The sequence below is a fragment of the Parahoeflea halophila genome (assembly GCF_900220985.1).
GTDB lineage: Bacteria > Pseudomonadota > Alphaproteobacteria > Rhizobiales > Rhizobiaceae > Hoeflea > Hoeflea halophila.
This window is the reverse complement of record NZ_OCPC01000003.1, coordinates 335,204-360,663: the sequence shown is the minus strand read 5'-3', so window position 1 is coordinate 360,663 and position 25,460 is coordinate 335,204. Positions and strand designations below refer to the sequence as shown.

Here is a 25,460-nt window from a genome sequence, read left to right as displayed (position 1 = left end):
TTCGTCCTGTCTGCGGCGAAGGGATGATCAGTGTCCGCATTGCTGACTTTTTCGCCGATCAGGAGAACCGGAAAAACAAGACGCGCTTTCGCCAGACCTCAAGGAGGCGCGGACTGCCGGCAGCGCTGGCCGTGAGCCGAGTATTTCCGACATCCCGCCGCGAGACAAGGCAAAAACTGGTGCCTGTAGAGCGCATTTGCTGTTGAACCCGGTGCCCGAGGGACCGGAATAAACCGCGAACGCTGGTCTTTCGGCGCCGAATCACTACATTCACTCGCTATGAGCTCAGCAGATGATGACATTCCGTTTTTCGGCGACGACGATCCGGCGCCGCGTACGCCGCCAGCCGCTCCGGCACCGTCCGGTGCGGGCGGCTCGATCGCGGCCCGTGCGCTCGCGGCGAACCAGCAGGCGCGCAACGCCGCGCGGCCCGCGCCGAACTACCTTTCCGGCCTCAACCCCGAGCAGGCCGATGCCGTCGAATCCATTGAGGGGCCGGTGCTGGTTCTGGCCGGGGCGGGGACCGGCAAGACCCGGGTCCTGACCACCCGCATCGCCCACATCCTCAATCTCGGACTGGCTTACCCGTCGCAGATCCTCTCCGTCACCTTCACCAACAAGGCGGCGCGGGAGATGAAGGAGCGCATCGGCGTTCTGGTCGGCGGCGCGGTCGAGGGCATGCCCTGGCTCGGCACCTTCCACTCGATCGGTGTCAAGCTGCTGCGCCGTCACGCCGAACTGGCAAATCTGCGCTCCGATTTCACCATTCTCGACACCGATGACGTGATCCGGCTCTGCAAGCAGCTGATCCAGGCCGAGGGGATTGACGACAAGCGCTGGCCGGCGCGGCAATTCGCCAATATGATCGATGGCTGGAAGAACAAGGGCTATGGCCCCGAAGACATCCCTGAAGGCGACAGCCGCGGGTTTGCCAACGGGAAAGGCAGGGCGCTCTACAAGGCCTACCAGGAACGGCTGCAAACCTTGAACGCTGTCGATTTCGGCGATCTTCTCTGTTTGCCGATCCGCATGTTCCGTGCCCATCCCGATGTACTCAAGGAGTACCAGCGCAAATTCCGCTTCATCCTGGTCGACGAGTACCAGGACACCAACACCGCGCAGTATATGTGGTTGAGACTGTTGGCCCAGCGCCCCGAGGGCGAGCGGCCCAACATCTGCTGTGTCGGCGATGACGACCAGTCGATCTATGGCTGGCGCGGCGCCGAGGTCGAAAATATCCTGCGCTTCGAGAGGGATTTCCCCGGTGCGAAGGTCATCCGGCTCGAGCGCAACTACCGCTCGACCGAGCATATTCTCGGCGCAGCCGGGCACCTGATCTCGCACAATGAGGGCCGGCTCGGCAAAACCCTGTTCACCGAACAGTCCGACCCCGATCACGAGCGCGTGCATGTTCATGCCGCCTGGGACTCTGAGGAGGAGGCCCGCGCCATTGGCGAGGAGATCGAGCAGGCACAGCGGAAGGGCCGGGCGCTCAACGACATGGCGATCCTGGTCCGCGCCTCGTTCCAGATGCGCGAGTTCGAAGAGCGCTTCGTCACGCTGGGGCTGAATTATCGTGTCATCGGCGGCCCGCGCTTCTATGAACGCCAGGAAATCCGCGACGCGATGGCGTTTTTCCGGGTTGTCTCCCAGCCAGCCGACGATCTCGCCTTTGAGCGTATTGTCAATGTTCCCAAGCGTGGCCTCGGCGAGGCTGCGGTGCGCCAGATCCACGATGTTGCCCGCGCCCGCGGTATCCCGATGCTGGCGGCCGCCCGCGAACTCATCCTCACCGATGAGCTCAAGCCCAAGCCGCGCAAGTCGTTGACTGATGTGGTCGAGATGTTCACCCGCTGGCAGGGGATGATGGAAGCAACCCCCGGCCACGAGCTGGCCGAGACAATCCTCGAGGAATCCGGCTACACCGAGATGTGGCAGAACGACCGCTCCGCCGACGCGCCGACGCGGCTCGAAAACCTGAAGGAACTGGTCGAGACCATCTCCGGTTTCGAATCCATGCGTGCCTTCCTCGAGCACGTGGCGCTGGTCATGGACACCGACAACAACCCCGATCTTGACGCCGTCTCGATCATGACGCTGCACTCGGCCAAGGGGCTGGAATTCGAGACCGTGTTCTTGCCCGGCTGGGAAGAAGGCCTTTTCCCGCATCAGCGCGCACTTGATGAAGGCGGCCGCTCGGGCCTTGAGGAGGAGCGGCGCCTCGCCTATGTCGGGCTGACCCGCGCCAAACTTTTCTGCCACGTCTGGTTCGTCTCCAACCGCCGTATCCACGGGCTCTGGCAATCGACGCTGCCTTCGCGATTCCTTGACGAACTGCCCGAGGCCCATGTCGAAGTGGCCGAGATGGACACCGGGTATGGCGGCTATGGCCGTGGTGGACGCTTTGGCGGTTCCGGACATTCGGGTGGCCCCTACGGTGCCTCGCGTTTCGACAGGGCCGAGCCGTTTTCCGGCAATTACAACACGCCCGGCTGGAAGCGTGCCCAGGCCAACAAGACCGACGCCGCCCGAGACAACTGGGGCACTCGCTCCGGCCACGCAGTCGAACGCATCGCTTACGGAGAGTCCGGTCCCCGCGGTTCCACCATCGAAGGCGAACTGGTGGCCCGTTCAACGGGCACCGAATCGGCCTTTTCCATCGGCGACCGCGTCTTCCACCTCAAATTCGGCAATGGCAACATCGCCGGGATCGATGGCAACAAGCTGACCATCGATTTCGACAAGGCCGGCCAGAAGCGAGTGCTCGAAGGCTTTGTCGAGCGGGTATGAGAGCACCTGCACACAGCTGATGTTCACGGACGACAACATAAGCGATTGAAGTCTGCTCACGCTCAATCCGACAGACCGGAGGTTTCGCCAGACATTGCGGATGCATTTATTTGGTATTGAAACTTATAGTTGCTTTATTATTAACAAATACAACCTAAGATACATTTAATGGCAGGCGGCCGTCTCGAAGTGAAGGATCGTCGCATGCCAAACCAACCCATCGACACGCAACGCGGCAAGCGCATCGTCCGGGCGATGAAACAGCGTGGTCACAACAAGGCCATGGCGCTTGCCGTTGAAATCGGAGTGTCTCCTGCGGCCATGTCCAAATGGATCCACGGCCACCCCATGACGCTCGACAATGCCTGCCTGCTGGCACGGTCCCTGGATGTTTCTCTGGACTGGCTCGCGCTGGGGCGAAACGCGCCGGACTGGCAACGCAGGGAGCATCTGACCGATGAGGAGCTGGAACTGCTCGAAATGCTCAGGCAACGACCGCCACGAATCCTGGAGCCAGTCCTGGCGATACTTGCTGAAATTCCCGAGCGGGATTCCCCGCTTTGACGGGGGATTTGACCAGCGGTGAAGCGATCGCTGGCATTTAACTGCCGGTTGATTGCATTGAATACCAAATATACACGTTATGGTTTAAAGTTTGTGAATGCACCCTCTGGAATTGCGGTAGCTCTGCAGTTTCAAACAGTTGCGCCGAGCACACGTGGCAATCGGGCAAGGTGACCGAAGATGTCAGAGATCATCGGAATTCGTTCCGGGTGCGGTGTCTCCTAAGGGTCCGGCCACGCCACCAATCCGGTGTGGGTCCTTCCACCATTGGCCTGAAAGGGCTTCACAGCAGAGGATAAGCAGATGTCCATTCATATCAGTTACGCCGACCAGACGATGCCGTTCGAATCGCTCATGTCGCAGTCCCACGCGGAGGCCATGGGGCAGGGTACCCAGTATTCGCTCAAGCTCATCAACCAGTCTGCACAGCCCTGGACATTCTACGTCTACCAGAAGATGCCCGCCCAGGTGGCCGACGTGTTCTCTCTAGCCTGGTTCTGCTCACCCTACATGATCCGTGTTGGCGACCACATCCGCTTCACCTGGGAGATCGAGTATAACTTCGTCTGGAGCGATACCGGCCAACTGATCCCCGGCGTGACATTCGATGCCGGCGGCCCCAAGGACTGCAGCCCGAGCGGAAAGAACACGACCGAGTTCTCGCTCACCCCTGGTCCCGGGCTTTCCGATCCGGTAAAGGGACCGCCGGACGGATCGCTGATCATCAATGATGCGGCAGATGTCCCCAACAACAAGTTCTCTGTCGGCATCGGCATGTCCGGCACCGGTTCCTATGCCGTGCAGGCCGGCACCAATCTCCAGCACGTGTTCACGCCGACGCCGAGCTACTGGGTGGCAGCAGGAACCAACACGAGGATTGGCACGGTGTTGAACATCAACACAATCACGCAGACTGCCGAGGCGAAGTTCAAGTCGGCCGTGTTCGCGCTCGACTGTGTGCTCGGTGGCGACAACACCTGGGATATCAACCCGGCCTGAACAACCGTTCTCCGGCTCTGCTTGCGACTTCGCAGAGCCGGCCGGGAGCGGAGAAAGTTGCGCCCAGGCGACTGCCATCAGACCGCGTCGCCACAGCACCGCCCGCCAGGGCGCGCCACTCCGCTCCCGGTCTCCATCGTGCCGATCATGTAAGGAAACCGTCATGTCTTTCGCCATGCCCGTCGGGTCCGTGAGCCCCTTCGCCGGGCAGGTCGATCCTGTCTCCGGCGCCCCGAATGCCATCTGGTCAAATGCGGCCTGCGCAGCCATCACGCCTGTCGAGGGCGGCAAGGCCGCCAGTCCGCTCAATCACATCGAAAGCCAGGGCTGGATGCTGTGCGACGGACGCTATCTCAGCGTTGCCAGCTACCCCGAATTGCATGCGGTGATCGGCTTTCTTTACGGCGAGAAAAACTCCGGCGCCGACTTCCGCATTCCGGACTATCGCGGGGTTTTCCTGCGAGGGCTCGATGCCGGCGCCGGCATGGATCCTGATGCCAAGGCCCGGTGGGACCCGACCGGCAACAACACCGCCAATGTTGTCGGCTCGCTTCAGTGCGATGCCTTGCAGGATCACACCCACCAATATGACATCACCAGCCCGGCGGCCGTCTCGCAATCAGGTCCGGCCGCGGGAACAAATGTGACGAAGAAACAGACCGAAGGGCTCGCATCACCGGCCCGGTTCTCGTCCGAAACGCGCCCCAAGAACATTGCCGTCAATTACATCATCAAGTTCCGCTGATCGCCGGAGCCGATAACCAAAGCCCCGCTTCACGACGCCATGCAGCTGCGTGGGAGAATGCCTCGAAACCTTGAAAGGAGACCCGTGATGAACTTGCCATACAAGCATCCCTTGCCCTCGATGATCTTCGCCCTGGCCGCGACGATCACCTCCCATGCCCTCGCGGAAGAAGCCGGTCTGATGTCCGGCGTCACACCGGTGACGACCGGCGTCGTCATCCGCGGCGTCACCATCGGTGGCCCCGGCGGAACGCCCGGAACGAAAACCGGCGAAGTCTGCAGTTTCGGAACCGAAGAGGTTGACATCACCGGGCGCATGCTTGGCGCCAGCGTCAACTGCCGTCCGGGTGGCAATCGCGAAAACACGCTGCAGGGGTTGCCGGTCCGCTTCGACGCCTATTGCGTGATCAACGCGCCGGTCAAAAGCGCCCGGCTGATCGAGGCCGATGTGCCGGGAAATCCCAACCATTGTGACCTGTCCGGCATAACCCCGGGAGACGCCACCGGCCAGTTCAAGGGCTCAATCTGGCGTTAGAAGTCAGAGTGCCTGCTCCACAAAGACAGTTCACCCGGGCGGCCCGTTGCCGGCCGGGTGAATTGTTGCTTGATGCGAAGAACCGGCTTCCTCGGGTTCAACCGCGTGGCGCCACCGACTCGGGCCAACTGGTTGCCAGATCCACCGGCACAGATCCCGGACGTTCCATCGGCCACCATTACAAGTTCGACTACTGCAACATCGTTGCACTCGACGCCAAAAAGCTGACCGTCTGTTTCTCAGGCCAAACCTGACCCGGTTTCTGCCGGGGGGTAAGACACGTTCAGCACAAGGACTAAAACTGGCTGGATGCCGCATCAAGTGCGGCATGACGGTGGATAGATCATTGCCCATAGCTGCATGTGGCATTTGCCACGCGCCTGGGTGCCAGTGCGCCATCCGGACTACACGCGCCGCTTCCCCAGTTCCCCCACCAGGTAATCCGCGAATATCCCCACATGTGGCGGGCAGGCTGCCTTGTTGTAGTGCACGCTCATGGCGATTTCGGGCAGTGGCGGGAAGCCGGGCTGGCCATCGAGTACGCGCAGGGTCCCGGGGATGATGGAGGCTTCCATCACCGAGACGCCGGCGCCGTTGAGCACGGTTTTCTCGATCAGGTCGACGCTGCGGGTCGAGCAGACGATGCGCCAGGGCCGTTCGATCTGTTCGAGTGCCACGAGTCCGGCATGGCGCACCGCGCAGCCTTGAGGAAACAGCGCCAGCGAGAGCCCCTTGGCCGGATCGTCGACATAATCGGGGCCGGCCACCCAGTGCAGGGATTCATAGCGCGCAATCCGACCATTGACCTGGTCTGACTGGTGGGTGCCGAGCATGATGTCGATTTCGCCATGCTCGAGCATCGGCACAAGGTCGATCGAGCTTTCGCAGGTGAGCTCGAACTCCACCAGCGGATACTCGGCCCGAAACCCCGCCAGGATCGGCGCCAGCAGGTAGCTGGCATAGTCATCCGGTGCGCCGAAGCGGATCAGGCCTTCCGCTTCCGGCCGCCTGATATGCGCCAGCGCCGCCTCGTTGGCCATCAGAATCCGGTTGGCATGCACCAGCAGCGCTTCGCCGGTCGGCGTGATCTCGACAGAATTGCGGCTGCGCTCGAACAGCCGTTCACCGGTAATCTGTTCCAGCCGCTTGAGTTGCAGGCTGACGGCGGACTGCGTGCGTCCGATGGCTTCCGCCGCGCGGGTGAAACTGCGGTGCGCGGCGATCGCCACGAAGGAGCGCAGGAGGTCGATTTCGAGATCACGTTGCATAACCCTTATTAGGAATTATCATCATAAACATCAATTGAATTCGTTTTGGACATGTAAGGCGCCGGGCTAGTATCAGGTCGCACAGGAGATAGGACCATGTTGCTTTTGATCGCCAATGCCATGTTCGAGGCCACTCGCACCGCCACACCGGCTCCAGGCCCTGCGCAGAAACGCTGGTTCCGGACCCTCGCATCAAGACTGAAGGGCCTTGGCCGCAAGGCGAGCTGATCCTTTCAGCTTGCAACCGTCCCGTGCAAACCCGGCCGGACAGAGCCGCGTTGATCCGGAATAAAGCTGATGTTTCGTTTTGGCACATTGTTAATCACTCGCGTCAACGGCTTTGAAAGAGGAGCTGTGCAACCGTGACGCGTCAGGCCAATGATTGCCCTGATCCGGTCAATGAGAGACCGGAAGCGTGCACAATGTTTTGAAGGGACCTCCATGATGAAGGTACTCTGCACCCGCGCCGTGAATTGCGATTCCGGCGCAGCAGCTATCGAATATGCCCTCACAGCGGCGATTTTTGCCGTGTTGCTTTTCACCGGCGTCGAGACGCTCGGCAAAGCATTCGACACCACATTCACCTCCATGTCGCAAAAGCTGGACAGTGCCGCGCCGGACCGGTCGAATACCGCCGGGGGCACAAGTCTGGTGGCCCTCGATACCGCCTCGCCGGCACGGGCCATCGGCAGCGTCGACGGTGACGCTGACGGACACCAACCATAGCCCGCAAGCGCTTTTGAGCGAGCCGGTCCTGACCGGCATCAGCAAAGCTGATATGCTGACCTCGGGAAAGATACGTGGGTTTGCTCAAATTATCGGGAAGAGGGCCGCGTGTTCCTGATGAACGCGTGGCCCGAGACGTTGGAACGCCTAATTTTCCAGGCGCGCGGGGCCGGTGTCAGCCCGCCAGCGTCCACAGCCCGTGTCCAAGCAATCCTGCCAGCAGCACCACCTGCGCCAGGAACGCCAGGCCGAAACCGCCGCCGCGCTGCCAGCCAGGCGCGTCTTCCTGGATGAAGTGCCAGGCGTGCAGCGCGCGGCCTATGGTGAAGACAGCACCGAGCACATGGGCGGCGATAACCGGCATGCCGATCAGCGTAGCGGTGAGCAGCATGATGAAGAACAACGGCATGTTCTCGATCGCATTGGCATGGCCGCGGTTGATGCGGATGAGATGCATGACCCCGCCGTCGCCTACCAGAACTCTGTGTTTGCGGTGTAGTTCTCCGGTTACGGTGGCGATCCAGAACAATATGGCCATGTTGAGCGCCGCGTAGATACCGACAGCCGAAAGCGCTGGTGCCAGGTTTTGCATTTCAGGTCTCCATCGTGGGGCCAAAACGAAGGGGCCGGCAGATCTTGGTGGAACGCCGATGCCGCCTTTGGCAAGGCATGAGAATGAGCTGCGTTGCCGAAGGTCTCGCCGGTCAGCGCAGGTGACCGGTCGGTTGCTCCAGCGCAAAAACCTCGTCGGTCAGGCTGACCATCCGCTTGGCGATCAGCTCCTGCGCGTCATACAGGCCGCGGTTGTAGAAATAGGCGCCCATCTTCTCGCCGAAGAACCGCATCAGCATCTCGGCCGGCAGCAGGCCGATGTCGAAATCCAGTTCCTCACGGAAATACTCCTGTAATTCGCTGGCCATGGCCTTGGTTTCCTCGCGGGTGAAGCTGATTGGATTCATTTGAGACCTTTGTCCTGTCGGGTTTTGTGTGCGGCGTCTACCGGTGCTCTTCCTCGCTGGCGGCGATCAGGCGGCGGTTGAAATGACTGACCGCCTTGACCTGCTCGGCCCAGCCGACAATCCGCCTCTTTTCGTCATCGGCAATCACCGGCAACCGCTTGTGGCCGCTGGAGTCGAATACCCGCAGCGCGGTCTCCAGCGTGTCCCTGGCTTTAAGCGAGGGAACCTCGGATTCCGGATCATAATACTCCGCCTCTGTGTTATCGCCCGGCAACGTCATGAAATCCATCACTCGTGCATTGCGCAATTCACTGCGGTGCGGCCCGTCCTTGAGAAACAGTCCGCGCATCTCCAGCTGCCACTGGAAATAAGAGTGTCCATGCAGCGCCAGGTTGGCGCCATGGGCGATGGCGACGGTCAGGAGAAGCGCGATTGACAGCGCGTAGCCGCCCGTCAGTTCAAACACGATCACCGTGGTTGAAATCGGCGCGCCAAGCACAGCGCCTGCCACAGCCCCCATGCCAAGGATCGAGTAGAGTGCCTGGCTCGATGCCAGTTCTGGGAAGACGCCTGCGGCGATGATGCCGAAAGCCCCGCCGGTCATGGCGCCGAGATAGAGCGAGGGGGAAAACACCCCGCCGCCAAACCGGGACGACAGGGTGATGGCGGTGGCCAGTGTCTTCACCACGATCAGCGTCAGCATCAGCCCCAGCGACAACTGGCCCCATAGCGCCAGGTCGGTAGCCTCGTAGCCGACGCCCAGAATATGCGGAAAGGCGATGGCCATCAGCCCGACCGCGAAGCCGCCGCAGATCGGCAGCGCCCAGATGGGAATCGGTGTGCGCCGCGCCAGATACTCCGCCGACAGCAGTGCAAATTGGAACGAAGCCGCCACGAAGGCGCAGACGACGCCGAGCAGCGCAAAGGCAGGAAACTCCCAGTAGGAGGTGATCTGGTAGACCGGCACGATGAAGGCCGCCGCGTCGCCAAACCAGAGCCGTGACACGATTGCGCCGGCCGCCGACGAAATGACGATCGGAACGAACGAGCGCGAGGCGTAGTGGCCCAGGATCACTTCATGGGCAAACAGCACGCCAGCGATCGGCGCATTGAAGCTTGCCGAGATCGCCGAGGCGACACCGGCCGCAAGCAGGGTGCGGCGGGCATAGTCCGGCAGGTTCAGCCGGTCACCCACGGCACTTGCCAGCGTGGCGCCGAGATGGATCACCGGCCCCTCACGGCCAGCGCTGCCGCCGGCGCCGAGCGAGATTGCGGTGGTCACGGCGCTCATGATGCCCTCGCGCAGGCTGAGCCGGCGCCCGGTCAGCGCCCGCGCCTCGATCACATCGGCAACGCCGCTCGTCCGCCGCGAGGGAATGAAGCGCGAAATCAGGATCCCGACCACGACACCGCCAAGGGTCGGCCCGGCGATGATCATGTACCAGGGTGCGCGGCTTGCCGCTGTCAGCACCTGTTCCGAAGTGTCACCGAGCCAGTAGAGCTGTACAATGCCGATCAGTTGCCGGAACCCGATCGCCGCCCAGGCAACCGAGAGCCCGATGATCAGCGACAACAGCCAGATGACCGGCTGCCGGTGCTCGATGAAGGCCCGGATGTTGGGGAGCACCCAGCTTCGGATACGTCCCGGCATCGCGCGTAGAATATCAAGCAGCATGGATCAGTCTGGCCCTTGGGCTTGGCGTCGCGGGATGCCGATCGAGCGCCCAGCGCGCTCGGGCCGGGGCAGGTGCTTGTGAGCCTCGGCCATGCGGGCAACGGTGGCCAGGATCTCGTCCGGCATGGGTATGGCCCTTGGGCCGTTCATGTCGATATGCAGCAGCATGCTTTCGCAGGTGGCCGAGAGCCATCCGTCAGCATGCCTGAGCTCCTGAAACAGCTGGATCCGCTTGCTGTCGTAATCGATGAGCTGGGTGCTCGCGCTGACGATTGCGTCGGGCTTGAGCTCTCGGACATAGCAGACATGGGTTTCAGCGGTGAAGAAGCTCATGTTGCGCGCAGCGAGATAGCCCGGTCCGCATCCCAATTGGTCGAACACCTGATCGACCGCCTTGTCGAACAGCACATGGTAATAGGCCATGTTCAGATGGCCGTTGTAATCGAGCCAGGCCGGATCCAGTCCGCGCGCGGGCGCGATCACCGGAGCATCAAACAACATGGCTTCTCCCTTACTAACAGTGGTCGCTGGCCACTATTGTTGTTCTGCGGCGCTGCCCACACTGGACAAGAGCGCTTCAGTTTGCACATTACCTCATCACGCCGTTGCAGCAAGCTTGTGACACTTTTGGCGTGGATACGAGCGAACGGAGCAAATCGCATGGGTCTGAGTGACATCGAACCGGGTATCCGCAATGAAGACGGCATTGCCGCGGTCATTGGTGTCCTGCGCCAGCGTTTTGGCGAGAAATTGCAGACCGGTGAAGCGATTCGCGCGCAGCATGCCCACACGGCCACCTACATCCCGGGCCAGTTGCCCGATGCGGTGGTCTTCCCGGGTTCGGCGGACGAGGTCAAGCTGATCGTGCGGGCCTGTGCCGATCACCGTGTCCCCGTCATCCCGTTCGGGACGGGGTCCTCGCTGGAAGGTCAGGTCAACGCGCCCAGTGGCGGCATTTCCATCGACATGTCGCGCATGGACAAGGTGCTCGAAGTCAACTCGGAGGATCTCGACTGCACCGTTGAACCTGGCGTCACCCGCGAGCAGCTCAACACCTATCTGCGCGACACCGGGCTTTTCTTTCCCATCGACCCGGGCGCCAATGCCTCGATCGGCGGCATGACGTCGACCCGTGCCTCCGGCACCAATGCCGTGCGCTACGGCACCATGCGCGACAACGTAATCGCCGTCACCGCCGTTACTGCGTCTGGCGAAGAAATCCGCACAGCCCGCCGCGCCCGCAAATCCTCCGCCGGCTACGATCTCACGCGCCTGTTCGTCGGTGCCGAGGGCACGCTCGGGGTAATCACCTCTGTGACCCTCAAGCTCCAGGGAATTCCCCAGGCCATTTCCGGTGGTGTCTGCCCGTTCCCGAGCGTCGAGGCAGCGTGCAACGCGGTGATCATGACCATCCAGATGGGCATTCCCGTCGCCCGCATCGAACTGCTCGACGCGCTGCAGATGAAAGCCTGCAACGCCTATTCGAAGCTCGACAATCCCGAAAGCCCGTCGCTGTTTCTCGAGTTCCACGGAACCGAGGCCGGCGTGGCCGAACAGGCGGCACTGTTTGCCGAGATCGCCACCGAATGCGGCGGCGGCGAATTTCTCTGGACCACCAACCCCGAACAGCGCAGCGAGCTGTGGAAGGCGCGCCATAACGCCTACTGGGCCTCGCTGCAGCTCAGGCCCGGCGCCAAGGGAATCTCCACCGACGTCTGTGTGCCGATCTCGCGGCTGGCCGAGTGTGTCGTGCAAACCCAGGAGGACATCGCGGCGAACGGGTTGATCGCGCCGATCGTTGGCCATGCCGGCGATGGCAATTTCCATGTGTTGATACTGCTGGATCCCGATGTTTCCGCTGAGGTCGCCGCCGCGGAAGATTTCGTCGAGCGGCTCAATGCCCGCGCGTTGGCGATGGATGGAACCTGCACCGGTGAACATGGTATAGGTCAGGGCAAGCGGCCCTATCTTGCGCTCGAAATGGGCGAGGGCGTTTCGATGATGCGCCAGATCAAACAGGCGCTTGATCCCATGAACATCATGAACCCGGGCAAACTGTTTTCGTTCGAATCATGACATATTCACACTCGCAAATCCCGGCCGCACTGGAGGATTGAGAACTGGTTCGTCTGTTCGTCGCCATTGGCGGTCTGCTGGTCATGGCGCTGTTTGCAGCGCTGATTGCTCCCTATTTCATCGACTGGAGCAGTTACCGGACAGCATTCGAAGCCGAGGCAAGCCGCATCATCCGCCAGCCGGTCAAGGTGCGCGGCGATGCCGATGCCCGGCTGGTTCCGTTTCCGTCGGTGAGCTTTTCCGATGTCGTGGTCGGCGACGAGGCTCAGCCTTCCATGACAATCAGCCGGTTTTCGATGGATGCGGAACTGGCACCGTTCCTCTCCGGTGAGGTTCTGATCTTCGACATGCGGGTCGAGGCCCCCAAGGCCGTGGTGCGGGTGCTTGAAGACGGCCGGCTTGATTGGGCACTCAAGCGCAAGCCGACTCCGCCCGGCGATCTCGTGGTGCTTGAACGCGTGACCATCAGCAATGCCGACATCACCATCATTGATGATCAGAACGACCGCACCCATCGTGCAAGGGACATCAATGCGCTCGTCTCGGCCAAATCGCTCTCCGGCCCGTGGCTTGTCGAGGCCGAAGGAGAAATCGCGGGTCAGCGGGGCGGTCTGTCGCTGTCCACCGGGATTGCCCAGGACAATGGTTCGATCCGCATGCGCCTCAGGATCGTGCCGGATGAGTGGCCGGTGCTGCTGGAGACCGAGGGCGAAGCCAGGATCGAGAACAACAAGCCGCTATATGACGGCCTCTTCACCTTCACGGCACTCTCCGATACAGCACCGGGTGCTGCCGCAGACGCAAAGCCGCTGGTTGTCGCCAAGGGCGATTTCGCCGCCACCAACGAGCGGCTGTCGATCAAGGAATGGCGCGCCGAAATCGGCCTTTCCGCCGACCCCTACATCGTCACCGGGCAAGCTGCCATCGACACTGGTCCCGATCCGGATTTCCTGCTTCTGGCCGATGGTCAGCAGATCGACATGGACCGGCTTGCAGGCGAGGAAAGCGCTCCGGAAGAAGCTGTTGCCGCCGTGCCGCTTGGAGAGCGGCTGGCCATGGTCAACGAGATCATCGACCGGCTGCCGCCGCCACCGCTGCCCGGCCGCGTCTCGCTCAACCTGCCGGCCATTGTTGCTGGCGACACCACGCTCCGGGAAATCAAGCTGGAGGCCCGGCCTGATGGCAACGCCTGGCAGGTCGACAGCTTTTCGGCAAACCTGCCGGGACGCACGACGGTGGAGGCCCGCGGTCGTCTGGTCTCTGGCAGCGACGCCAGCTTCGACGGCCGCCTGACTGTGGCATCGACCCAGCCCTCGGGTCTGGCCAACTGGCTGGTCGGTGAGGTCGATCCTGTGATCCGGCGCCTGGGTGCAGCGGGCTTTTCCGCCGATGTCAGCCTGTCATCCGCCCTGCAGCGGTTCGAGGCGCTCGAGGTCGCGGTCGGACCGGCCATTCTCAGGGGACGTCTGGAACGTCAGACACCGGAGGCCGGAACGCCAGCGCTATCGGTTGAACTGGCGGGTGACAGGTTCGATGTCGATGCCGTCCAGGCATTGGTGCTGCTTGCACAGGGGCAGGGCAATTCGCTCCAGCCTCTCGAAGAATACAACCTTGCCACCCGCATTACCGCCGACATCTTCACCCTTGGGGATTACAGTCTGAAGGGGTTGGACACCTCGATGTTCTGGCGTGACCGAGAGTTGACCATCGAGCGCCTGAAATTTGCCGATTTCGGTGGCGCATCGGGCGAGTTTACCGGCTCGCTGGCAGGTTCGTTCGCCGCTCCGAGGGGGCAAATCAGCGGTGGTTTCGCCGCGCAATCGGCTGCAGGCCTGTTTGCCCTGGCCGAACAGCTCAGTGGCGGCCACCAGCTCATCCGCCGGCTTGGCGCCAACAGTGCCGCCTTTGACGATCTGAGCGCCGACCTGCAACTGACGCTCGATCCCGATGCCGGTCCCTCGCTGAGCCTCAGCGGTGTGACGGGTGGATCCAGTTTCACGGCCACCGCACTGGGAACCGGCCTGACGCCCGGCGGCGACGGACCGCGCACGATGACGCTGAAGGCTGACAATCCGGAAGCCTATCAAATACTTGAGCAGTTGGGATTGAGCGTATTGCCGTTGGAAGGTGAGGGGCCGGCATCTCTCGAACTGGGGGCCTCCGGCGGAGCCAATGACGACGAGCTCGGCATCGAGCTGCAGCTGACCGCGGCGGGAACCCGGATCCGGCTCGAGGGCAACGCCGCTGTCCCGGCCTCCGAACCGGTCACCGGCCGTTTCGATCTGGAAGTCGAAAGCACCGATATCGAGCCGCTGATCATCATGTCCGGCCATACCATCCCGCAGGCCGGTGCGGGCTTGCCGTTCTCTATGAGCGCGAAGCTTGCGCTCGAGGAGACAACAGCCGAGCTGTCTTCCATCGCCGGCAAGGCCGAAGACAATGCCTTTTCGGGCGAGCTGAAATTTGATCGCGCGGCCTCGGTCCTGTCCGCCGAAGGCAATCTGCTGATCGACCATGCCGATCTCGACTGGTTGGGTGAGCTGGCGCTAGGGCCACAGCTTTTCAGCTCTGATGGCGCGGCCTGGAACGATCAGCCATTTTTGCCGCCGTCTCCCGGCCAGCCGGAAATGCAGATCGCGCTCGAAGCCGGACGGATTGACCTTGGACGCGGTGGGGTGGCGCAGAACCTCAAGGCCGACCTGTCGACCGCGACCGGGCTGATGGCTCTGGAGAATGCACAAGCCGACTGGTTCGGAGGCCGCCTGGGCGGGCGATTGTCGCTGAGCAATGCCAATGGATCGGTGTTCCTGTCCGCGAGAATCGAGGTGGAGGGAGCCGGTCTCGCAGCGCTTGAAAAGACGCTGCGCGGTGGATCCATCTTTTCCGGGACAGCCGGAGCGAGCGCGAGCATCGAGGGAACCGGCAAATCCATGCGCGAGCTCATCGCCTCGCTTGCCGGCGGTGGCCAGCTGACGGCGACCGATCTTGTCATCGATGGGCTGGATCCCGCCGGCTTTGGCCGCATTCTTGGTTCGGCCGACCGTGAAGGCTTCGAAATCGAGACCAGTGCCGTAGCCGGAATGGTCGACCGGCTGATGGCCGGCGGTGAAATGAAGGCGGAAACGCTGCAGCTTCCCTTTACACTCACCGGGGGCGTGATGCGCTTTACCAACAGCGGATTTACCGATCAGGATGCCGAGCTGTCGGGTGATGCCCGCGTCGATCTGGTCGGCCTGCGGCTTGAGGCAGACTGGCGCCTGGGCTTCGAGCCCGGCGTCGAGGCTGTTGCCGGCGGCGATCCTTCGGTGGTCTTTAGCTTCGGTGGACTTCTCGTTGATCCAACAGTTTCGATTGATGCCGCACAGATGACCAATTATCTGTCGATGCGCGCCTTTGAGCGTGAGCGCCGCAACGTGGAACTGCTTCAGGCGGGGGTCGTCGAAAAACAGCGGCTGCGGCGGGAAATCGCCCTGCTGAAAGAGCGCGCGGAGCAGCGCGAGGCCGCAGAAGCAGCCCGTATCGCGGCTGAAGAGGCCGCGCGCCTGGCCGCAGAAGAGGCCGAACGCATTGCGGCAGAGGAGCAAAGACGCCTGGCCGAAGAACAGGCTGAGCGCGACCGCCAGGCAGAAGAGGCTGCTCGACGTGCCGCCGAGGAGCAAAGGCGGCTCGAGAAAGAACAGGCTGAGCGCGAGCGGGAAGCAAGGGCTGCCGCCCAGCGTGCGGCTGAAGAGGCGGCCCGGCAGCAAGGTTCGGCAGGGTCGGGCGCAGTCGAACGCCGGCCCTTGCCGCAACCGCCGGCTGACCCACCCTCCGCCATAGCCGACGATCTACCGGATTTCGACATGCGCGAGTTTCAGTTCGAGGATCTTCCGGGTGTCGACGACCCGATCCGCCGGCTGATAACGCCGGACGGCTGAACCGCGCGGCGATCTGGCCTTTGACGCGCCACTGGAGGTTTTGCGAGCTCCAGGCTCCCGTCTCGCCTTAAGTGGTGGTGGAGGATGTCTCGCCAGCGTTGCTGAGCGCCCAGTCAAGCACCGCAACACGGATTGCAGACGACAGGTTGACCGGCTCCGCACCCTGCGAGGCACGTGAACTGTCTATTTCTGCAATCAGCGCTGCCACCGCCAAGCCGCGCGCCTCGGCCATTTGCCTGAGAGCGTCGATAAAGGCGTCTTCGAGGGTTATGCTGGTGCGATGTCCGCGGATGCTGACCGAGTGCTTGCGGATCTGACCGCCGGCCATGGCTCAGGAACTGCCATCGCCGGGCTCGCGGCGTGACGCATCATGGTCGCGCGCGGCTTTTTCGTTGCGTGCGCGGGCAAGGTCGCGTTCGGCCTTTGAACGTCCGTGTTCAAAGCGGTTGCGTTCCGCTTCGGCTTCCTTAGCGGTGCGGTCGCGACGCTTCCGCGCCATCCGCAAATTGACCACGTCGCCGCTCATCAGCCGGCCTGTCAGCTTTTCTTGCGGAAAGAATCGAGAGAGACGACATCTGCGCCGGGCTTTTTCTCGCCATCGGGGCTTGTGTCATCGCCGCCCGCGTCAGCGGAATCAGCTGTCTCGTCTTTCGAAGCCGGGTCGACCAGCCGTTCGATCGTGCCTGCCAGTTCGCCACGCTCGTCGTCTTCGTCGCCGTCATTGGCGGCGGCATCGAGCACGGTGTCGAACTCAAGTTCGAAATTGACCGACGGGTCGTAAAAGCCGCGTATCGCAGCGAACGGCACCACCAGCTTTTCGGGTTTGTCGGAGAAAGACAGGCCGATTTCGAACAGCGATTCCGTCACCTTGAGATCCCAGAACTGGTGCTGCACCACGATGGTCATCTGTTCCGGATACCGCTCCTTGAGCGCTGTCGAAATCCGCACACCCGAAGCGTCGGTGAGAAAGGTGATGAAGAAATGATGGTCGCCCGGCAGGTAGCCGGTCACCGCAACCTCGGACAGCACCTTGCGGATCACGCCACGCAGCGCTTCCTGGGCAAGAATGTCGTATCGAATGTGGTCCTGCGGCATCTGCGCGTTCTTTCCTGTCTGGGCCCGGATCGGTGGGCCGCAATTCATCTGTGTGCGCGGTCTTTCGCCGCCGATTCATCCTGCTTTATTACCGGAAAGCCGGTGCCCATGAAAGCTATGTTGCAGGATAATGCCCCAAACCATCTATAATCGTTCGATTATGGCACCGTTCAGGGGATGCCAACCCGCTGATCCCGCGTGAGAGGAGAAAAGTGGCTGTCCGCTCGGCTTTCATGCAGGTCGGGAAAGTGGAGGTTTCTGTTGCCAGGTACCTCCGAACCCCGCCTAGAAGTGCGACCCTCTAGGACTTAATTTGAAGTGTCACACCGCCATTAGGCAGCGAGACGAGCTTCCGCATAGTTGTCGTTTGCAACTACAAGTTTAGCCCGATAACGGTGGTACAATGCCGAACAAAAAGTCGCTCTTTACACCCTCGTCGATCCTGTTTCGCCCCCATCATCATCCGGCCGCTAGGGCCGCTTGCCGGCAACAGGCCGGATCATGGTGGAGGCGCCGGGTACCGCCCCCGGGTCCGAATGGTTTATTGCAGCGCTCGTTTATTGTCATAGCTGCTTTCGCAGCATGCCTAATATAGGGTGCCGGTCAGCCGATGAAAAGGGGGTATCGAAAAGGGATGGCTATTGACAGCATCGGCTACAATGCCAAACATGCGCTCGTTGAATTGCCAACGGAATGCGGCTCGAGTTGGCCTATTTCCAGCAACAAGGGGACTGTCCATGACCGACTACGCAGCCGATGTGAAGAAATATGATGCCGGCGCTTCCGACGAAACCATCAACAAGATCGTCAAGCACCTGGGCATTGCGCTCAGAAGCCGGGACTCTTCAATGGTTGCCTGTTCTGATCCTTCGGAACTCGCGCGTGTTTCGGAGAAATGGTGCGGCAAGAAGCTCGGCGTTACCGGTGAGGCTGCCGACGATGCAGTCGCCAAAGTCTGCGAGATGATGCAGGCCGACAACAGCAAGTCCCGCGTTACCTTCTACTATCTGGTCGCCAAGGAACTCGGCAAGCTCGGCGATCTCTGATCTGTCGACTGGGTGTTGCAAGGTCCCGTCGCACTGCAGGCTGCAGCGGCGGGGCCTTTTTCTGCATGCATGACACGATCCCTGCCGCTTCCCGTGCCTGCGAGCGTTACTAGGCAATAAGGCGGCGCGATGATAACCTGCGCGAAGCTTGATGGAGCGCACCTAGATGTCTTCTCGCAGCGTGACAATCCTCGTCGGCACCACCAAGGGCGCCTTCCTTGTCTCTGGCAACGATGATCATGACGGCTGGGCTGTCAACGGACCATTCTGCGATGGCTGGCCGATAAATCACATCATCGGCGACCCGGTGAGCGGCAACCTTTGGGCAGCCGGGGGTGGCGACTGGAACGGCGCCGGCATTTGGAGGTCTCGGGATGGCGGTGAAAGCTGGCAGCTCACGCGCCTGAGCCGCGGCTCCATGGATGACTGGGCCGCAAATGACGCGGATTTTGCCGCCATGATCGGCTGGACCGCCGAGCCGCTGCCTTTCGCCGACACCTTCTCGCAGGTGTGGTCACTTGGATATGCGCACGGCACGCTTTATGCTGGCACAAAGCCCGCGGGCCTGCTTGCAAGCCGGGATGGCGGCCAGAGCTGGCACAGGATAGAAAGCCTGACGAACCACCCGTCGGCCGAAAACTGGAACCCCGGGGCCGCCGGGCTGGTGCTTCACACCATCGTCTCCGATCCCTCCGATTCGACAAAGCTCTGGATCGGCATATCGGCGGCAGGCGTCTTTGCCACAGAGGACGGCGGCGTCAGCTGGGAGCGGCGCAACCGGCTTTCCAACGCCGACGGTTGCGCTAAGCATGATCATCCAGCGGGGCCGCGCGATGGCGAGATCGGCCATTGCGTCCACAACATGATGCGTGCGCCGGGCGTGGCGGATCTTCTCTACCAGCAGAATCATCACGGCGTCTGGCGTTCGGCGGATGGCGGACGCAACTGGGACGACATTACCGAAGGGCTGCCGTCCAGCTTCGGCTTTCCGATCCGGGTGCATCCGCGCGATCCGCATACCATCTGGACGCTGCCACTTAATGGCGACAGCCAAGGCCGCTATCCGCCCGATGCCGCAGCCGCGGTCTGGCGCTCGCGCGATGGCGGGCAGAGCTGGCAGGATCTGCGCGATGGCCTGCCGCAGCAAGCGTGCTATTTCACCGTGCTGCGACAGGCGATGGCGGGAGACACGCACGATCCGGCCGGGATCTATTTCGGCACCAACTCGGGCTCCGTCTTTGCCAGCCTGGATGAAGGCGACAGCTGGAACGAGATCGCCCGGCATCTGCCGACCATTCTCGCCGTGGAAGTGCTCGACCGCAGCTAGACGCGAACCGCCCGATCCTGTTTCAGCAGCTGGTGATACATCTGGTAAAACAGAGCTTTGCGAAAAAGGCCGGACTCAAAGTGCCAAGTGGTCGCGTCTCTGGAGAGGGGATAACCGGCCTGCGGCGTTTAAGCCAGCGTCCAACTCGGCTAGGATCGCACTTCCTCGAATCATCAAGCGGCGGCCATGCAGCAGTATCACGACCTTTTGCGCCTTGTTCTCGACCAGGGCTCCGACCGCGACGACCGCACCGGCACCGGCACGCGCAGCATCTTCGGCCACCAGATGCGGTTCGATCTTTCGGCCGGTTTCCCGGTGCTGACCACCAAGAAACTGCATTTGCGCTCGATCGTTCACGAGCTCCTGTGGTTTCTCAAGGGCGACACCAATATCGGCTACCTCAAGGCAAACGGCGTTTCGATCTGGGATGAATGGGCCGACGAGAACGGTGATCTCGGCCCCGTCTATGGCGCACAATGGCGTTCCTGGCCGGCGCCCGATGGCACCACCATCGACCAGATCGCAGGCGTCGTTCGCCAGATAAAGGCCAATCCGGCCTCGCGCCGCCATATCGTCACCGCCTGGAACCCGGCGGAGGTCGACAACATGGCGCTGCCGCCCTGCCACTGCCTGTTCCAGTTCTACGTCGCCGACGGCAAGCTTTCCTGCCAGCTCTATCAGCGCTCCGCCGACATCTTCCTTGGCGTGCCGTTCAACATCGCCTCCTACGCGCTTCTGACCATGATGGTAGCCCAGGTAACCGGTCTCAGGCCGGGCGCCTTTGTCCACACGCTGGGCGACGCGCATCTCTACAAGAACCATTTCGACCAGGCCCGCCTGCAGCTGTCGCGCGACGCACGCGCCTTGCCGGTGATGCAGATCAATCCCGCCATCACAGACCTGTTCGCCTTCACCTATGAGGATTTCAAGCTCGAGGGTTACGATCCGCACCCGGCGATTTCCGCCCCTATTGCGGTGTGACCAGATAGATGACGGACGCTGACGCCGACGTAAAGATTGTCCTGGTCGCAGCCCATGCGAAAAACGGCGTGATTGGCAGGGACGGGGACATGCCGTGGCGGTTGCCCTCAGATCTCAAACATTTCAAGGCGGTCACACTGGGCACACCGGTGATCATGGGCCGCAAGACCTACCACTCTATCGGCAAGCCGCTGCCGGGTCGGGCCAACATTGTTGTCTCCCGCTCGGGCTTTACGGCTGACGGCATTGAGACGGTCGACAGTCTCGACGGAGCTCTGAGGCTTGCGCACAGCCATGCGCAACAGTCAGGCTCCCGCCAGGTCTCGGTCATTGGTGGCGGCCAGATCTATGCCCAGGCCATCGGCCGCGCCGACGAACTCAACCTAACCGAGGTCGATGCCGAGATTGAGGGCGACACCGTCTTTCCTGATATTGATTCGAGCCTGTGGAAAAGGATCAGCCTTTCGGAACCGGTGAAGACCGAAAAGGACAGCCATTCGGTCCGTTTTGCGGTCTGGCGCCGGCGGGACCGATAATTCGGCACGAATAAGCGTCAATCCGCCCCGTATGTGGCACTGCCGCGTTGAAAGCGCTGCAAGCGATACCTATAACGAGGACAACGTGCGTACTCCGGCAAGGATCCGGGGCGTGCCATAACACGGTTTGGAAAGAGGTATTGATGCCCTGGAGCAATCAAAACGGAGGCGGCGGCGGCCCTTGGGGCGGCGGCGGCAATGGGGGAGGAAACAATCAGGGGCCATGGGGCAAGGGTCCCCAGCCACCACGCGGTGGCGGCAATCCGCCGGATCTCGAGGAACTGATCCGGCGCGGCCAGGACAAGCTGCGCCAGGCCATCCCCGGCGGTGGCGGCGGTGGCGGCAGTTCGAAAATGATCGTTCTGCTGGTTGTTCTTGGCCTCGCAGGCCTCTGGCTGATGCAGTCGATCTACACGGTGCAGCCGGATGAGCGTGGCGTCGAGCTGCGTTTCGGCAAGCCCAAGGACGAGATTTCCCAGCCGGGTCTTCACATGATCTTCTGGCCCTTCGAAACAGTCGAACTGGCCACCATCGTTGAACGCGAGATGGACACCGGCGGCTCGTCCCGCACCGGCTCCAGCGACGGCCTGATGCTGTCGGGCGACCAGAACATTGTCGATGTCGAGTTCAAGGTGCTTTACGCGGTTCAGGACCCGAAAGCCTTCCTGTTCAACATCGCCCGTCCCGAAGACACGCTGCGCCAGGTCGCCGAAAGCGCCATGCGCGAGGTGGTCGGACGCCGTCCGGCGCAGGACATTTTCCGAGACAATCGTGAAGCCATCGCCGCTGAGGTCCAGTCCATTATGCAGAGTACGATGGACACCTTCCCGTCGGGGATCGTCGTCAATCAGGTTTCGATCGAGGATGCGGCACCGCCGCGGGAAGTGGCCGACGCCTTTGACGAGGTGCAGCGCGCTGAGCAGGACGAAGACCGCTTCGTCGAGGAAGCCAACCAGTATGCCAACCAGAAGCTCGGTCAGGCCCGTGGTGAAGGCGCCCAGCTCCGCGAAGAAGCTTCTGCCTACAAGGACCGGGTCGTCAACGAGGCGACCGGTGAAGCAGGCCGCTTCCTCTCGGTCTACGAAGAATATGCCAAGGCTCCGGAAGTCACCCGTTCGCGTCTCTACCTCGAGACCCTCGAAAGGGTTCTCGGCGGTTCTGAAAAGGTGATCATCAGCCAGGACGGCGCTGGTACGGGCGTGGTGCCCTATCTGCCCCTGCCTGAAGTCCGCAAGAATGCCGGAGGCAACAATTAATGGCTAATCGTCTTCCAATCATCGGCATTATCCTTGCCGTTATCGCCTTCATCGTCTGGTCGTCGATCTTCGTCGTCAACGAGCGCCAGCAGGCCATCGTTGTCCGCTTCGGTGAGATCCAGGATGTGAAGACCGAACCCGGTCTCTACTTCAAGCTGCCTTTCGCCTTCATCGATGCCGACACGGTGCAATATGTCGAAGACCGCGTGCTGCGCTTCGATCTGGAAAACATCCGCGTTCAGGTGTCCGGCGGCAAGTTCTACGAAGTCGATGCATTCGTGCTCTACAAGATCACCGATGCTCGCCGCTTCCGCGAAACCGTCTCCGGCGATCTGGTCGCAGCCGAATCCCGGCTCCGTACCCGTCTGAACTCGGCTCTGCGTACCGTTTACGGTCTGCGCGGATTTGAGGCAGCGTTGTCCGAAGAACGCACATCGATGATGCGGGAAGTCCGCGACCAGCTTCGTGCCGAAGCGGAATCGCTCGGCCTGCGTATCGATGATGTTCGTATCCGCCGTACCGACCTGACGCAGGAAGTTTCGCAGCAGACCTTCGAGCGGATGAAGGCCGAGCGCCTTGCCGAAGCCGAACTGATCCGCGCACGTGGTAACGAGGCTGCCCAGCGTATCCGCGCCATCGCCGACCGTCAGGTTGTCGAGATCGTCTCCGAAGCGGCCCGTGATGCTGAAATCATCCGAGGCGAGGGCGATGGTGAACGCAACCGTATCTTCGCCGAAGCCTTTTCCAAGGATGCGGAATTCTTCGAGTTCTATCGCTCGATGAACGCTTACAACGATGCGCTCGCCGACAGCGGCACCACCATGGTGCTGTCGCCGACATCTGAGTTCTTCCGCTACTTCAACAATGCGGCGGGCGGCAATGCGCCAGCGGCTGCGGCATCGTCTGAAGCAGCGTCCCCCGCAGCACCAGAGGCATCGTCGACACAGACGCCTGCTGCCTCTGGAAACTGATAAAGGGGTCGCCAGTGGGCATGTTCTTTCTGGCGGTCGGCCTTGTGCTTGTAGTGGAGGGGCTGGCCTATGCGCTGGCCCCTTCCTTTATCCGCCGTCTGGCGGAGGAACTGCCCAAGCTCGGCGACGAGCAATTGAGGCTGTTCGGCGTTGTCGCGCTGGCGATCGGCGTCGGTCTGGTCTACCTGGCGCGGCTCTCCTGACCGCAGTTTTAGCGCCATGACGAACACGTGACTGGACCGGATGGAATTGCGCCGTAAGTTGTTGCAAACTGCATAGTCAGAGCTTCCCGAAGGAGACCATCTTGATGAGACCTGTTCGCTTCCGCGCCGTCACGGCGGCCTTCGCAGCAGCGATGCTGCTGGCATCGCCCGCCGTGATGCCAGCCTATGCCCAGTCCAATAACGGCCCCGCTTCGGTGGCAGATCTGGCCGAGGGACTGCTTGACGCGGTGGTCAACATCTCGACTTCGCAGAATATTGGTGACGGCGGCCGCGCCCAGCCCCGGATGCCGGCGCCCGACGGCTCACCGTTTCAGGATTTCTTCGACGAGTTCTTCAGGGACCGGCAGGGCGACGGGCCGCGCAATCGCAAGGTCTCTTCACTGGGCTCCGGTTTCGTCATCGATGCCGAGGAAGGCATCATCGTCACCAACAACCACGTCATCGATGGCGCCGACGACATCGAGGTCAATTTCGCGGACGGCTCCAAGCTCAAGGCGGAACTGGTAGGCGCCGATTCCAAGACCGATCTGGCCGTGCTCAAGGTCGAGCCTGTCAAGCCGCTGACCGAGGTGCCGCTGGGCAAGTCCGACGTCATACGCATCGGCGACTGGGTGATGGCCATCGGCAACCCGTTCGGGCTTGGCGGCACCGTGACCGTCGGCATCATCTCCGCGCGCGGCCGTGACATCAATTCCGGTCCCTACGACAATTTCATCCAGACCGATGCCGCCATCAACCGTGGCAATTCCGGCGGCCCGCTGTTCAACATGAACGGCGAGGTCATCGGCATCAACACGGCGATCATTTCGCCGTCCGGCGGCTCCATCGGTATCGGTTTTGCCGTGCCGACCGAACTCGCCGTCAATGTCATCGACCAGTTGCGTGAGTTCGGCGAAACCCGCCGCGGCTGGCTAGGCGTGCGCATCCAGCCGGTCACCGATGAGATCGCCGAAAGCCTCGGAATGGATGGGGCAAAGGGTGCGCTCGTTGCCGGCGTTATTCGCGGCGGTCCCGTTGACGATGGAACCATCGAGCCCGGCGACGTTATCATTCGCTTTGACGGCAAGGATGTGGACGCGATGCGCGACCTGCCGCGCGTTGTCGCCGAAAGCCCGGTCGGCAAGGCCGTCGATGTCGTCATTATCCGCAAGGGCGAGGAGCAGACGGTCAAGGTCACGCTCGGACGGCTGGAAGACAGCGATCAGCTGGCCAGCGCCGATGCAGATGGCACGGACCCGGATCTGGACGAAGCCCTCGAGACCGTCGACGTGTTGGGCATGACACTGGCCGAATTGAACGACGAGGGACGCCAGGAATTTGCCATTTCCGATGATGTCGAAGGCGTTGTGATCACCGCTGTTGATCCGGACTCCGCGGCTGCCGACAAGCGGATCGAGCCCGGCGACGTGATTGTCGAAATCGCCCAGGAAACCGTCATGACCCCGCAGGATGTCGAGGAGCGGATTGCCGCGCTGAAACAGGACGGGCGCCGCAACGCGCTGTTGATGCTCGCTGGCCGCACCGGCGAACTGCGCTTTGTCACAGTCCGCATGGACTGACAGAGCCACAGGAACGCGCAAATTGAAGGCGGCTTGCGGGCCGCCTTTTCTGTGTGCGGTTTCCTGGGGCCGAAATCGTTTCTTGCGGGGTGGTAAGTTAAGCGGGAGCGGCAAGGTTGTCGAACTCAAGAAATGCAGCCGTTCAGGCGCGAGACGTCTTCCTGTCCGGAAATTGCGAGCGGCGTCAGGTGTAAGTGCCTGGGTTCGTTGTA

At 61.8% G+C, this 25,460-nt stretch carries 25 protein-coding genes and 1 other RNA gene; 17 read left to right on the top strand and 9 right to left on the bottom strand.

Going from position 1 to position 25,460, the window contains the following annotated elements:
- Positions 1-279: 279 nt before the first annotated feature.
- The 5 genes from CRO46_RS12265 to CRO46_RS12245 all read left to right on the top strand — a co-directional run bounded on the left by CRO46_RS12265 (position 280) and on the right by CRO46_RS12245 (position 5,632).
- A complete protein-coding gene (locus CRO46_RS12265) occupies positions 280-2,790 on the top strand; it encodes an ATP-dependent helicase (protein WP_097108057.1) in 2,511 nt (836 codons plus the stop codon).
- 204 nt (positions 2,791-2,994) lie between these two features.
- Positions 2,995-3,354, top strand: coding sequence for a helix-turn-helix domain-containing protein (locus tag CRO46_RS12260; RefSeq protein ID WP_179759042.1), 360 nt, complete (start codon positions 2,995-2,997; stop codon positions 3,352-3,354).
- 303 nt (positions 3,355-3,657) lie between these two features.
- On the top strand, positions 3,658-4,353 hold the full coding sequence (locus tag CRO46_RS12255) for a protein rhiA (protein ID WP_097108055.1): 696 nt from the start codon (positions 3,658-3,660) through the stop codon (positions 4,351-4,353).
- Between the two features lie 163 nt (positions 4,354-4,516).
- Positions 4,517-5,098: a tail fiber protein gene (locus CRO46_RS12250; RefSeq protein ID WP_097108054.1), complete on the top strand. Its 582-nt coding sequence runs from the start codon at positions 4,517-4,519 to the stop codon at positions 5,096-5,098.
- Between the two features lie 87 nt (positions 5,099-5,185).
- On the top strand, positions 5,186-5,632 hold the full coding sequence (locus CRO46_RS12245; protein WP_244577872.1) for a protein rhiC: 447 nt from the start codon (positions 5,186-5,188) through the stop codon (positions 5,630-5,632).
- Between the two features lie 404 nt (positions 5,633-6,036).
- On the opposite strand, the gene CRO46_RS12235 is transcribed toward CRO46_RS12245, so the two are convergent.
- A complete protein-coding gene (locus tag CRO46_RS12235) occupies positions 6,037-6,900 on the bottom strand; it encodes a LysR substrate-binding domain-containing protein (protein ID WP_097108052.1) in 864 nt (287 codons plus the stop codon).
- Between the two features lie 96 nt (positions 6,901-6,996).
- On the opposite strand from CRO46_RS12235, the gene CRO46_RS20255 reads away from it, so the two are divergent.
- Together CRO46_RS20255 and CRO46_RS12230 are read left to right on the top strand one after the other, a co-directional pair.
- Complete coding sequence (locus CRO46_RS20255) at positions 6,997-7,128, top strand: hypothetical protein (RefSeq protein ID WP_280176266.1); 132 nt, start codon at positions 6,997-6,999, stop codon at positions 7,126-7,128.
- A 213-nt stretch (positions 7,129-7,341) separates the two neighbouring features.
- Positions 7,342-7,626, top strand: a complete 285-nt coding sequence (locus tag CRO46_RS12230; RefSeq protein WP_244577871.1) for a Flp family type IVb pilin — start codon at positions 7,342-7,344, stop codon at positions 7,624-7,626.
- A 175-nt stretch (positions 7,627-7,801) separates the two neighbouring features.
- Here CRO46_RS12230 and CRO46_RS12225 read toward each other — a convergent pair whose 3' ends face one another.
- The 4 genes from CRO46_RS12225 to CRO46_RS12210 form a co-directional block, all read right to left on the bottom strand.
- Entirely contained in the window at positions 7,802-8,218 is a 417-nt protein-coding gene (locus tag CRO46_RS12225; RefSeq protein WP_097108051.1) for an MAPEG family protein, read from the bottom strand.
- A 112-nt stretch (positions 8,219-8,330) separates the two neighbouring features.
- Entirely contained in the window at positions 8,331-8,585 is a 255-nt protein-coding gene (locus CRO46_RS12220; protein WP_097108050.1) for a DUF2164 domain-containing protein, read from the bottom strand.
- A 37-nt stretch (positions 8,586-8,622) separates the two neighbouring features.
- Positions 8,623-10,260 (bottom strand): chloride channel protein, encoded by a 1,638-nt coding sequence (locus tag CRO46_RS12215; RefSeq protein ID WP_097108049.1) that lies wholly within the window; start codon positions 10,258-10,260, stop codon positions 8,623-8,625.
- Positions 10,261-10,263: 3 nt separating this feature from the next.
- On the bottom strand, positions 10,264-10,761 hold the full coding sequence (locus tag CRO46_RS12210) for a thioesterase family protein (protein WP_097108048.1): 498 nt from the start codon (positions 10,759-10,761) through the stop codon (positions 10,264-10,266).
- 159 nt (positions 10,762-10,920) lie between these two features.
- Between CRO46_RS12210 and CRO46_RS12205 the strand changes: the two genes are divergently transcribed.
- A complete protein-coding gene (locus tag CRO46_RS12205; RefSeq protein WP_097108047.1) occupies positions 10,921-12,336 on the top strand; it encodes an FAD-binding oxidoreductase in 1,416 nt (471 codons plus the stop codon).
- Positions 12,337-12,380: 44 nt separating this feature from the next.
- The gene (locus CRO46_RS12200; protein ID WP_342170986.1) at positions 12,381-16,253 is read left to right on the top strand and encodes an AsmA family protein; all 3,873 of its coding nucleotides are present in this window, start codon (positions 12,381-12,383) and stop codon (positions 16,251-16,253) included.
- A gap of 67 nt (positions 16,254-16,320) precedes the next feature.
- Here CRO46_RS12200 and CRO46_RS12195 read toward each other — a convergent pair whose 3' ends face one another.
- The 4 genes from CRO46_RS12195 to ssrA all read right to left on the bottom strand — a co-directional run bounded on the left by CRO46_RS12195 (position 16,321) and on the right by ssrA (position 17,969).
- A complete protein-coding gene (locus tag CRO46_RS12195) occupies positions 16,321-16,581 on the bottom strand; it encodes a ribbon-helix-helix domain-containing protein (protein WP_097108045.1) in 261 nt (86 codons plus the stop codon).
- 3 nt (positions 16,582-16,584) lie between these two features.
- Positions 16,585-16,779 carry a DUF4169 family protein gene (locus CRO46_RS12190; protein WP_097108044.1) on the bottom strand — a complete coding sequence of 65 codons (195 nt, stop codon included), beginning with the start codon at positions 16,777-16,779 and terminating at the stop codon, positions 16,585-16,587.
- A gap of 11 nt (positions 16,780-16,790) precedes the next feature.
- A complete protein-coding gene (locus CRO46_RS12185) occupies positions 16,791-17,348 on the bottom strand; it encodes an SspB family protein (RefSeq protein ID WP_097108043.1) in 558 nt (185 codons plus the stop codon).
- A 247-nt stretch (positions 17,349-17,595) separates the two neighbouring features.
- Positions 17,596-17,969, bottom strand: a transfer-messenger RNA (tmRNA) gene (gene ssrA / locus CRO46_RS12180).
- A gap of 116 nt (positions 17,970-18,085) precedes the next feature.
- Between ssrA and CRO46_RS12175 the strand changes: the two genes are divergently transcribed.
- From CRO46_RS12175 to CRO46_RS12140, 8 genes are all read left to right on the top strand, one after another.
- Entirely contained in the window at positions 18,086-18,394 is a 309-nt protein-coding gene (locus CRO46_RS12175; protein WP_097108042.1) for a DUF2853 family protein, read from the top strand.
- 166 nt (positions 18,395-18,560) lie between these two features.
- Positions 18,561-19,721, top strand: a complete 1,161-nt coding sequence (locus tag CRO46_RS12170; protein WP_097108041.1) for a WD40/YVTN/BNR-like repeat-containing protein — start codon at positions 18,561-18,563, stop codon at positions 19,719-19,721.
- 186 nt (positions 19,722-19,907) lie between these two features.
- Complete coding sequence (locus CRO46_RS12165; RefSeq protein WP_097108040.1) at positions 19,908-20,702, top strand: thymidylate synthase; 795 nt, start codon at positions 19,908-19,910, stop codon at positions 20,700-20,702.
- An 8-nt stretch (positions 20,703-20,710) separates the two neighbouring features.
- A complete protein-coding gene (locus CRO46_RS12160) occupies positions 20,711-21,238 on the top strand; it encodes a dihydrofolate reductase (RefSeq protein WP_097108039.1) in 528 nt (175 codons plus the stop codon).
- A gap of 143 nt (positions 21,239-21,381) precedes the next feature.
- Complete coding sequence (hflK, locus tag CRO46_RS12155) at positions 21,382-22,494, top strand: FtsH protease activity modulator HflK (RefSeq protein WP_097108038.1); 1,113 nt, start codon at positions 21,382-21,384, stop codon at positions 22,492-22,494.
- The gene (gene hflC / locus CRO46_RS12150) at positions 22,494-23,465 is read left to right on the top strand and encodes a protease modulator HflC (RefSeq protein ID WP_097108037.1); all 972 of its coding nucleotides are present in this window, start codon (positions 22,494-22,496) and stop codon (positions 23,463-23,465) included. Before hflK ends, hflC begins: the two co-directional genes overlap by 1 nt.
- 20 nt (positions 23,466-23,485) lie before the next feature.
- Positions 23,486-23,668 (top strand): DUF2065 domain-containing protein, encoded by a 183-nt coding sequence (locus tag CRO46_RS12145; protein WP_097108036.1) that lies wholly within the window; start codon positions 23,486-23,488, stop codon positions 23,666-23,668.
- A 104-nt stretch (positions 23,669-23,772) separates the two neighbouring features.
- On the top strand, positions 23,773-25,248 hold the full coding sequence (locus CRO46_RS12140; protein WP_097108035.1) for a DegQ family serine endoprotease: 1,476 nt from the start codon (positions 23,773-23,775) through the stop codon (positions 25,246-25,248).
- Positions 25,249-25,460 lie beyond the last annotated feature (212 nt).

What these genes read in the sequence shown, in the direction of transcription:
- CRO46_RS12265 (WP_097108057.1), top strand. Translation starts at nt 280, where the DNA reads ATGAGCTCAGCAGATGATGACATTCCGTTTTTCGGCGACGACGATCCG.
- CRO46_RS12260 (WP_179759042.1), top strand. Translation starts at nt 2,995, where the DNA reads ATGCCAAACCAACCCATCGACACGCAACGCGGCAAGCGCATCGTCCGG.
- CRO46_RS12255 (WP_097108055.1), top strand. Translation starts at nt 3,658, where the DNA reads ATGTCCATTCATATCAGTTACGCCGACCAGACGATGCCGTTCGAATCG.
- CRO46_RS12250 (WP_097108054.1), top strand. Translation starts at nt 4,517, where the DNA reads ATGTCTTTCGCCATGCCCGTCGGGTCCGTGAGCCCCTTCGCCGGGCAG.
- CRO46_RS12245 (WP_244577872.1), top strand. Translation starts at nt 5,186, where the DNA reads ATGAACTTGCCATACAAGCATCCCTTGCCCTCGATGATCTTCGCCCTG.
- CRO46_RS12235 (WP_097108052.1), bottom strand. Translation starts at nt 6,900, where the DNA reads ATGCAACGTGATCTCGAAATCGACCTCCTGCGCTCCTTCGTGGCGATC.
- CRO46_RS20255 (WP_280176266.1), top strand. Translation starts at nt 6,997, where the DNA reads ATGTTGCTTTTGATCGCCAATGCCATGTTCGAGGCCACTCGCACCGCC.
- CRO46_RS12230 (WP_244577871.1), top strand. Translation starts at nt 7,342, where the DNA reads ATGATGAAGGTACTCTGCACCCGCGCCGTGAATTGCGATTCCGGCGCA.
- CRO46_RS12225 (WP_097108051.1), bottom strand. Translation starts at nt 8,218, where the DNA reads ATGCAAAACCTGGCACCAGCGCTTTCGGCTGTCGGTATCTACGCGGCG.
- CRO46_RS12220 (WP_097108050.1), bottom strand. Translation starts at nt 8,585, where the DNA reads ATGAATCCAATCAGCTTCACCCGCGAGGAAACCAAGGCCATGGCCAGC.
- CRO46_RS12215 (WP_097108049.1), bottom strand. Translation starts at nt 10,260, where the DNA reads ATGCTGCTTGATATTCTACGCGCGATGCCGGGACGTATCCGAAGCTGG.
- CRO46_RS12210 (WP_097108048.1), bottom strand. Translation starts at nt 10,761, where the DNA reads ATGTTGTTTGATGCTCCGGTGATCGCGCCCGCGCGCGGACTGGATCCG.
- CRO46_RS12205 (WP_097108047.1), top strand. Translation starts at nt 10,921, where the DNA reads ATGGGTCTGAGTGACATCGAACCGGGTATCCGCAATGAAGACGGCATT.
- CRO46_RS12195 (WP_097108045.1), bottom strand. Translation starts at nt 16,581, where the DNA reads ATGGCCGGCGGTCAGATCCGCAAGCACTCGGTCAGCATCCGCGGACAT.
- CRO46_RS12190 (WP_097108044.1), bottom strand. Translation starts at nt 16,779, where the DNA reads ATGAGCGGCGACGTGGTCAATTTGCGGATGGCGCGGAAGCGTCGCGAC.
- CRO46_RS12185 (WP_097108043.1), bottom strand. Translation starts at nt 17,348, where the DNA reads ATGCCGCAGGACCACATTCGATACGACATTCTTGCCCAGGAAGCGCTG.
- CRO46_RS12175 (WP_097108042.1), top strand. Translation starts at nt 18,086, where the DNA reads ATGACCGACTACGCAGCCGATGTGAAGAAATATGATGCCGGCGCTTCC.
- CRO46_RS12170 (WP_097108041.1), top strand. Translation starts at nt 18,561, where the DNA reads ATGTCTTCTCGCAGCGTGACAATCCTCGTCGGCACCACCAAGGGCGCC.
- CRO46_RS12165 (WP_097108040.1), top strand. Translation starts at nt 19,908, where the DNA reads ATGCAGCAGTATCACGACCTTTTGCGCCTTGTTCTCGACCAGGGCTCC.
- CRO46_RS12160 (WP_097108039.1), top strand. Translation starts at nt 20,711, where the DNA reads ATGACGGACGCTGACGCCGACGTAAAGATTGTCCTGGTCGCAGCCCAT.
- hflK (WP_097108038.1), top strand. Translation starts at nt 21,382, where the DNA reads ATGCCCTGGAGCAATCAAAACGGAGGCGGCGGCGGCCCTTGGGGCGGC.
- hflC (WP_097108037.1), top strand. Translation starts at nt 22,494, where the DNA reads ATGGCTAATCGTCTTCCAATCATCGGCATTATCCTTGCCGTTATCGCC.
- CRO46_RS12145 (WP_097108036.1), top strand. Translation starts at nt 23,486, where the DNA reads ATGTTCTTTCTGGCGGTCGGCCTTGTGCTTGTAGTGGAGGGGCTGGCC.
- CRO46_RS12140 (WP_097108035.1), top strand. Translation starts at nt 23,773, where the DNA reads ATGAGACCTGTTCGCTTCCGCGCCGTCACGGCGGCCTTCGCAGCAGCG.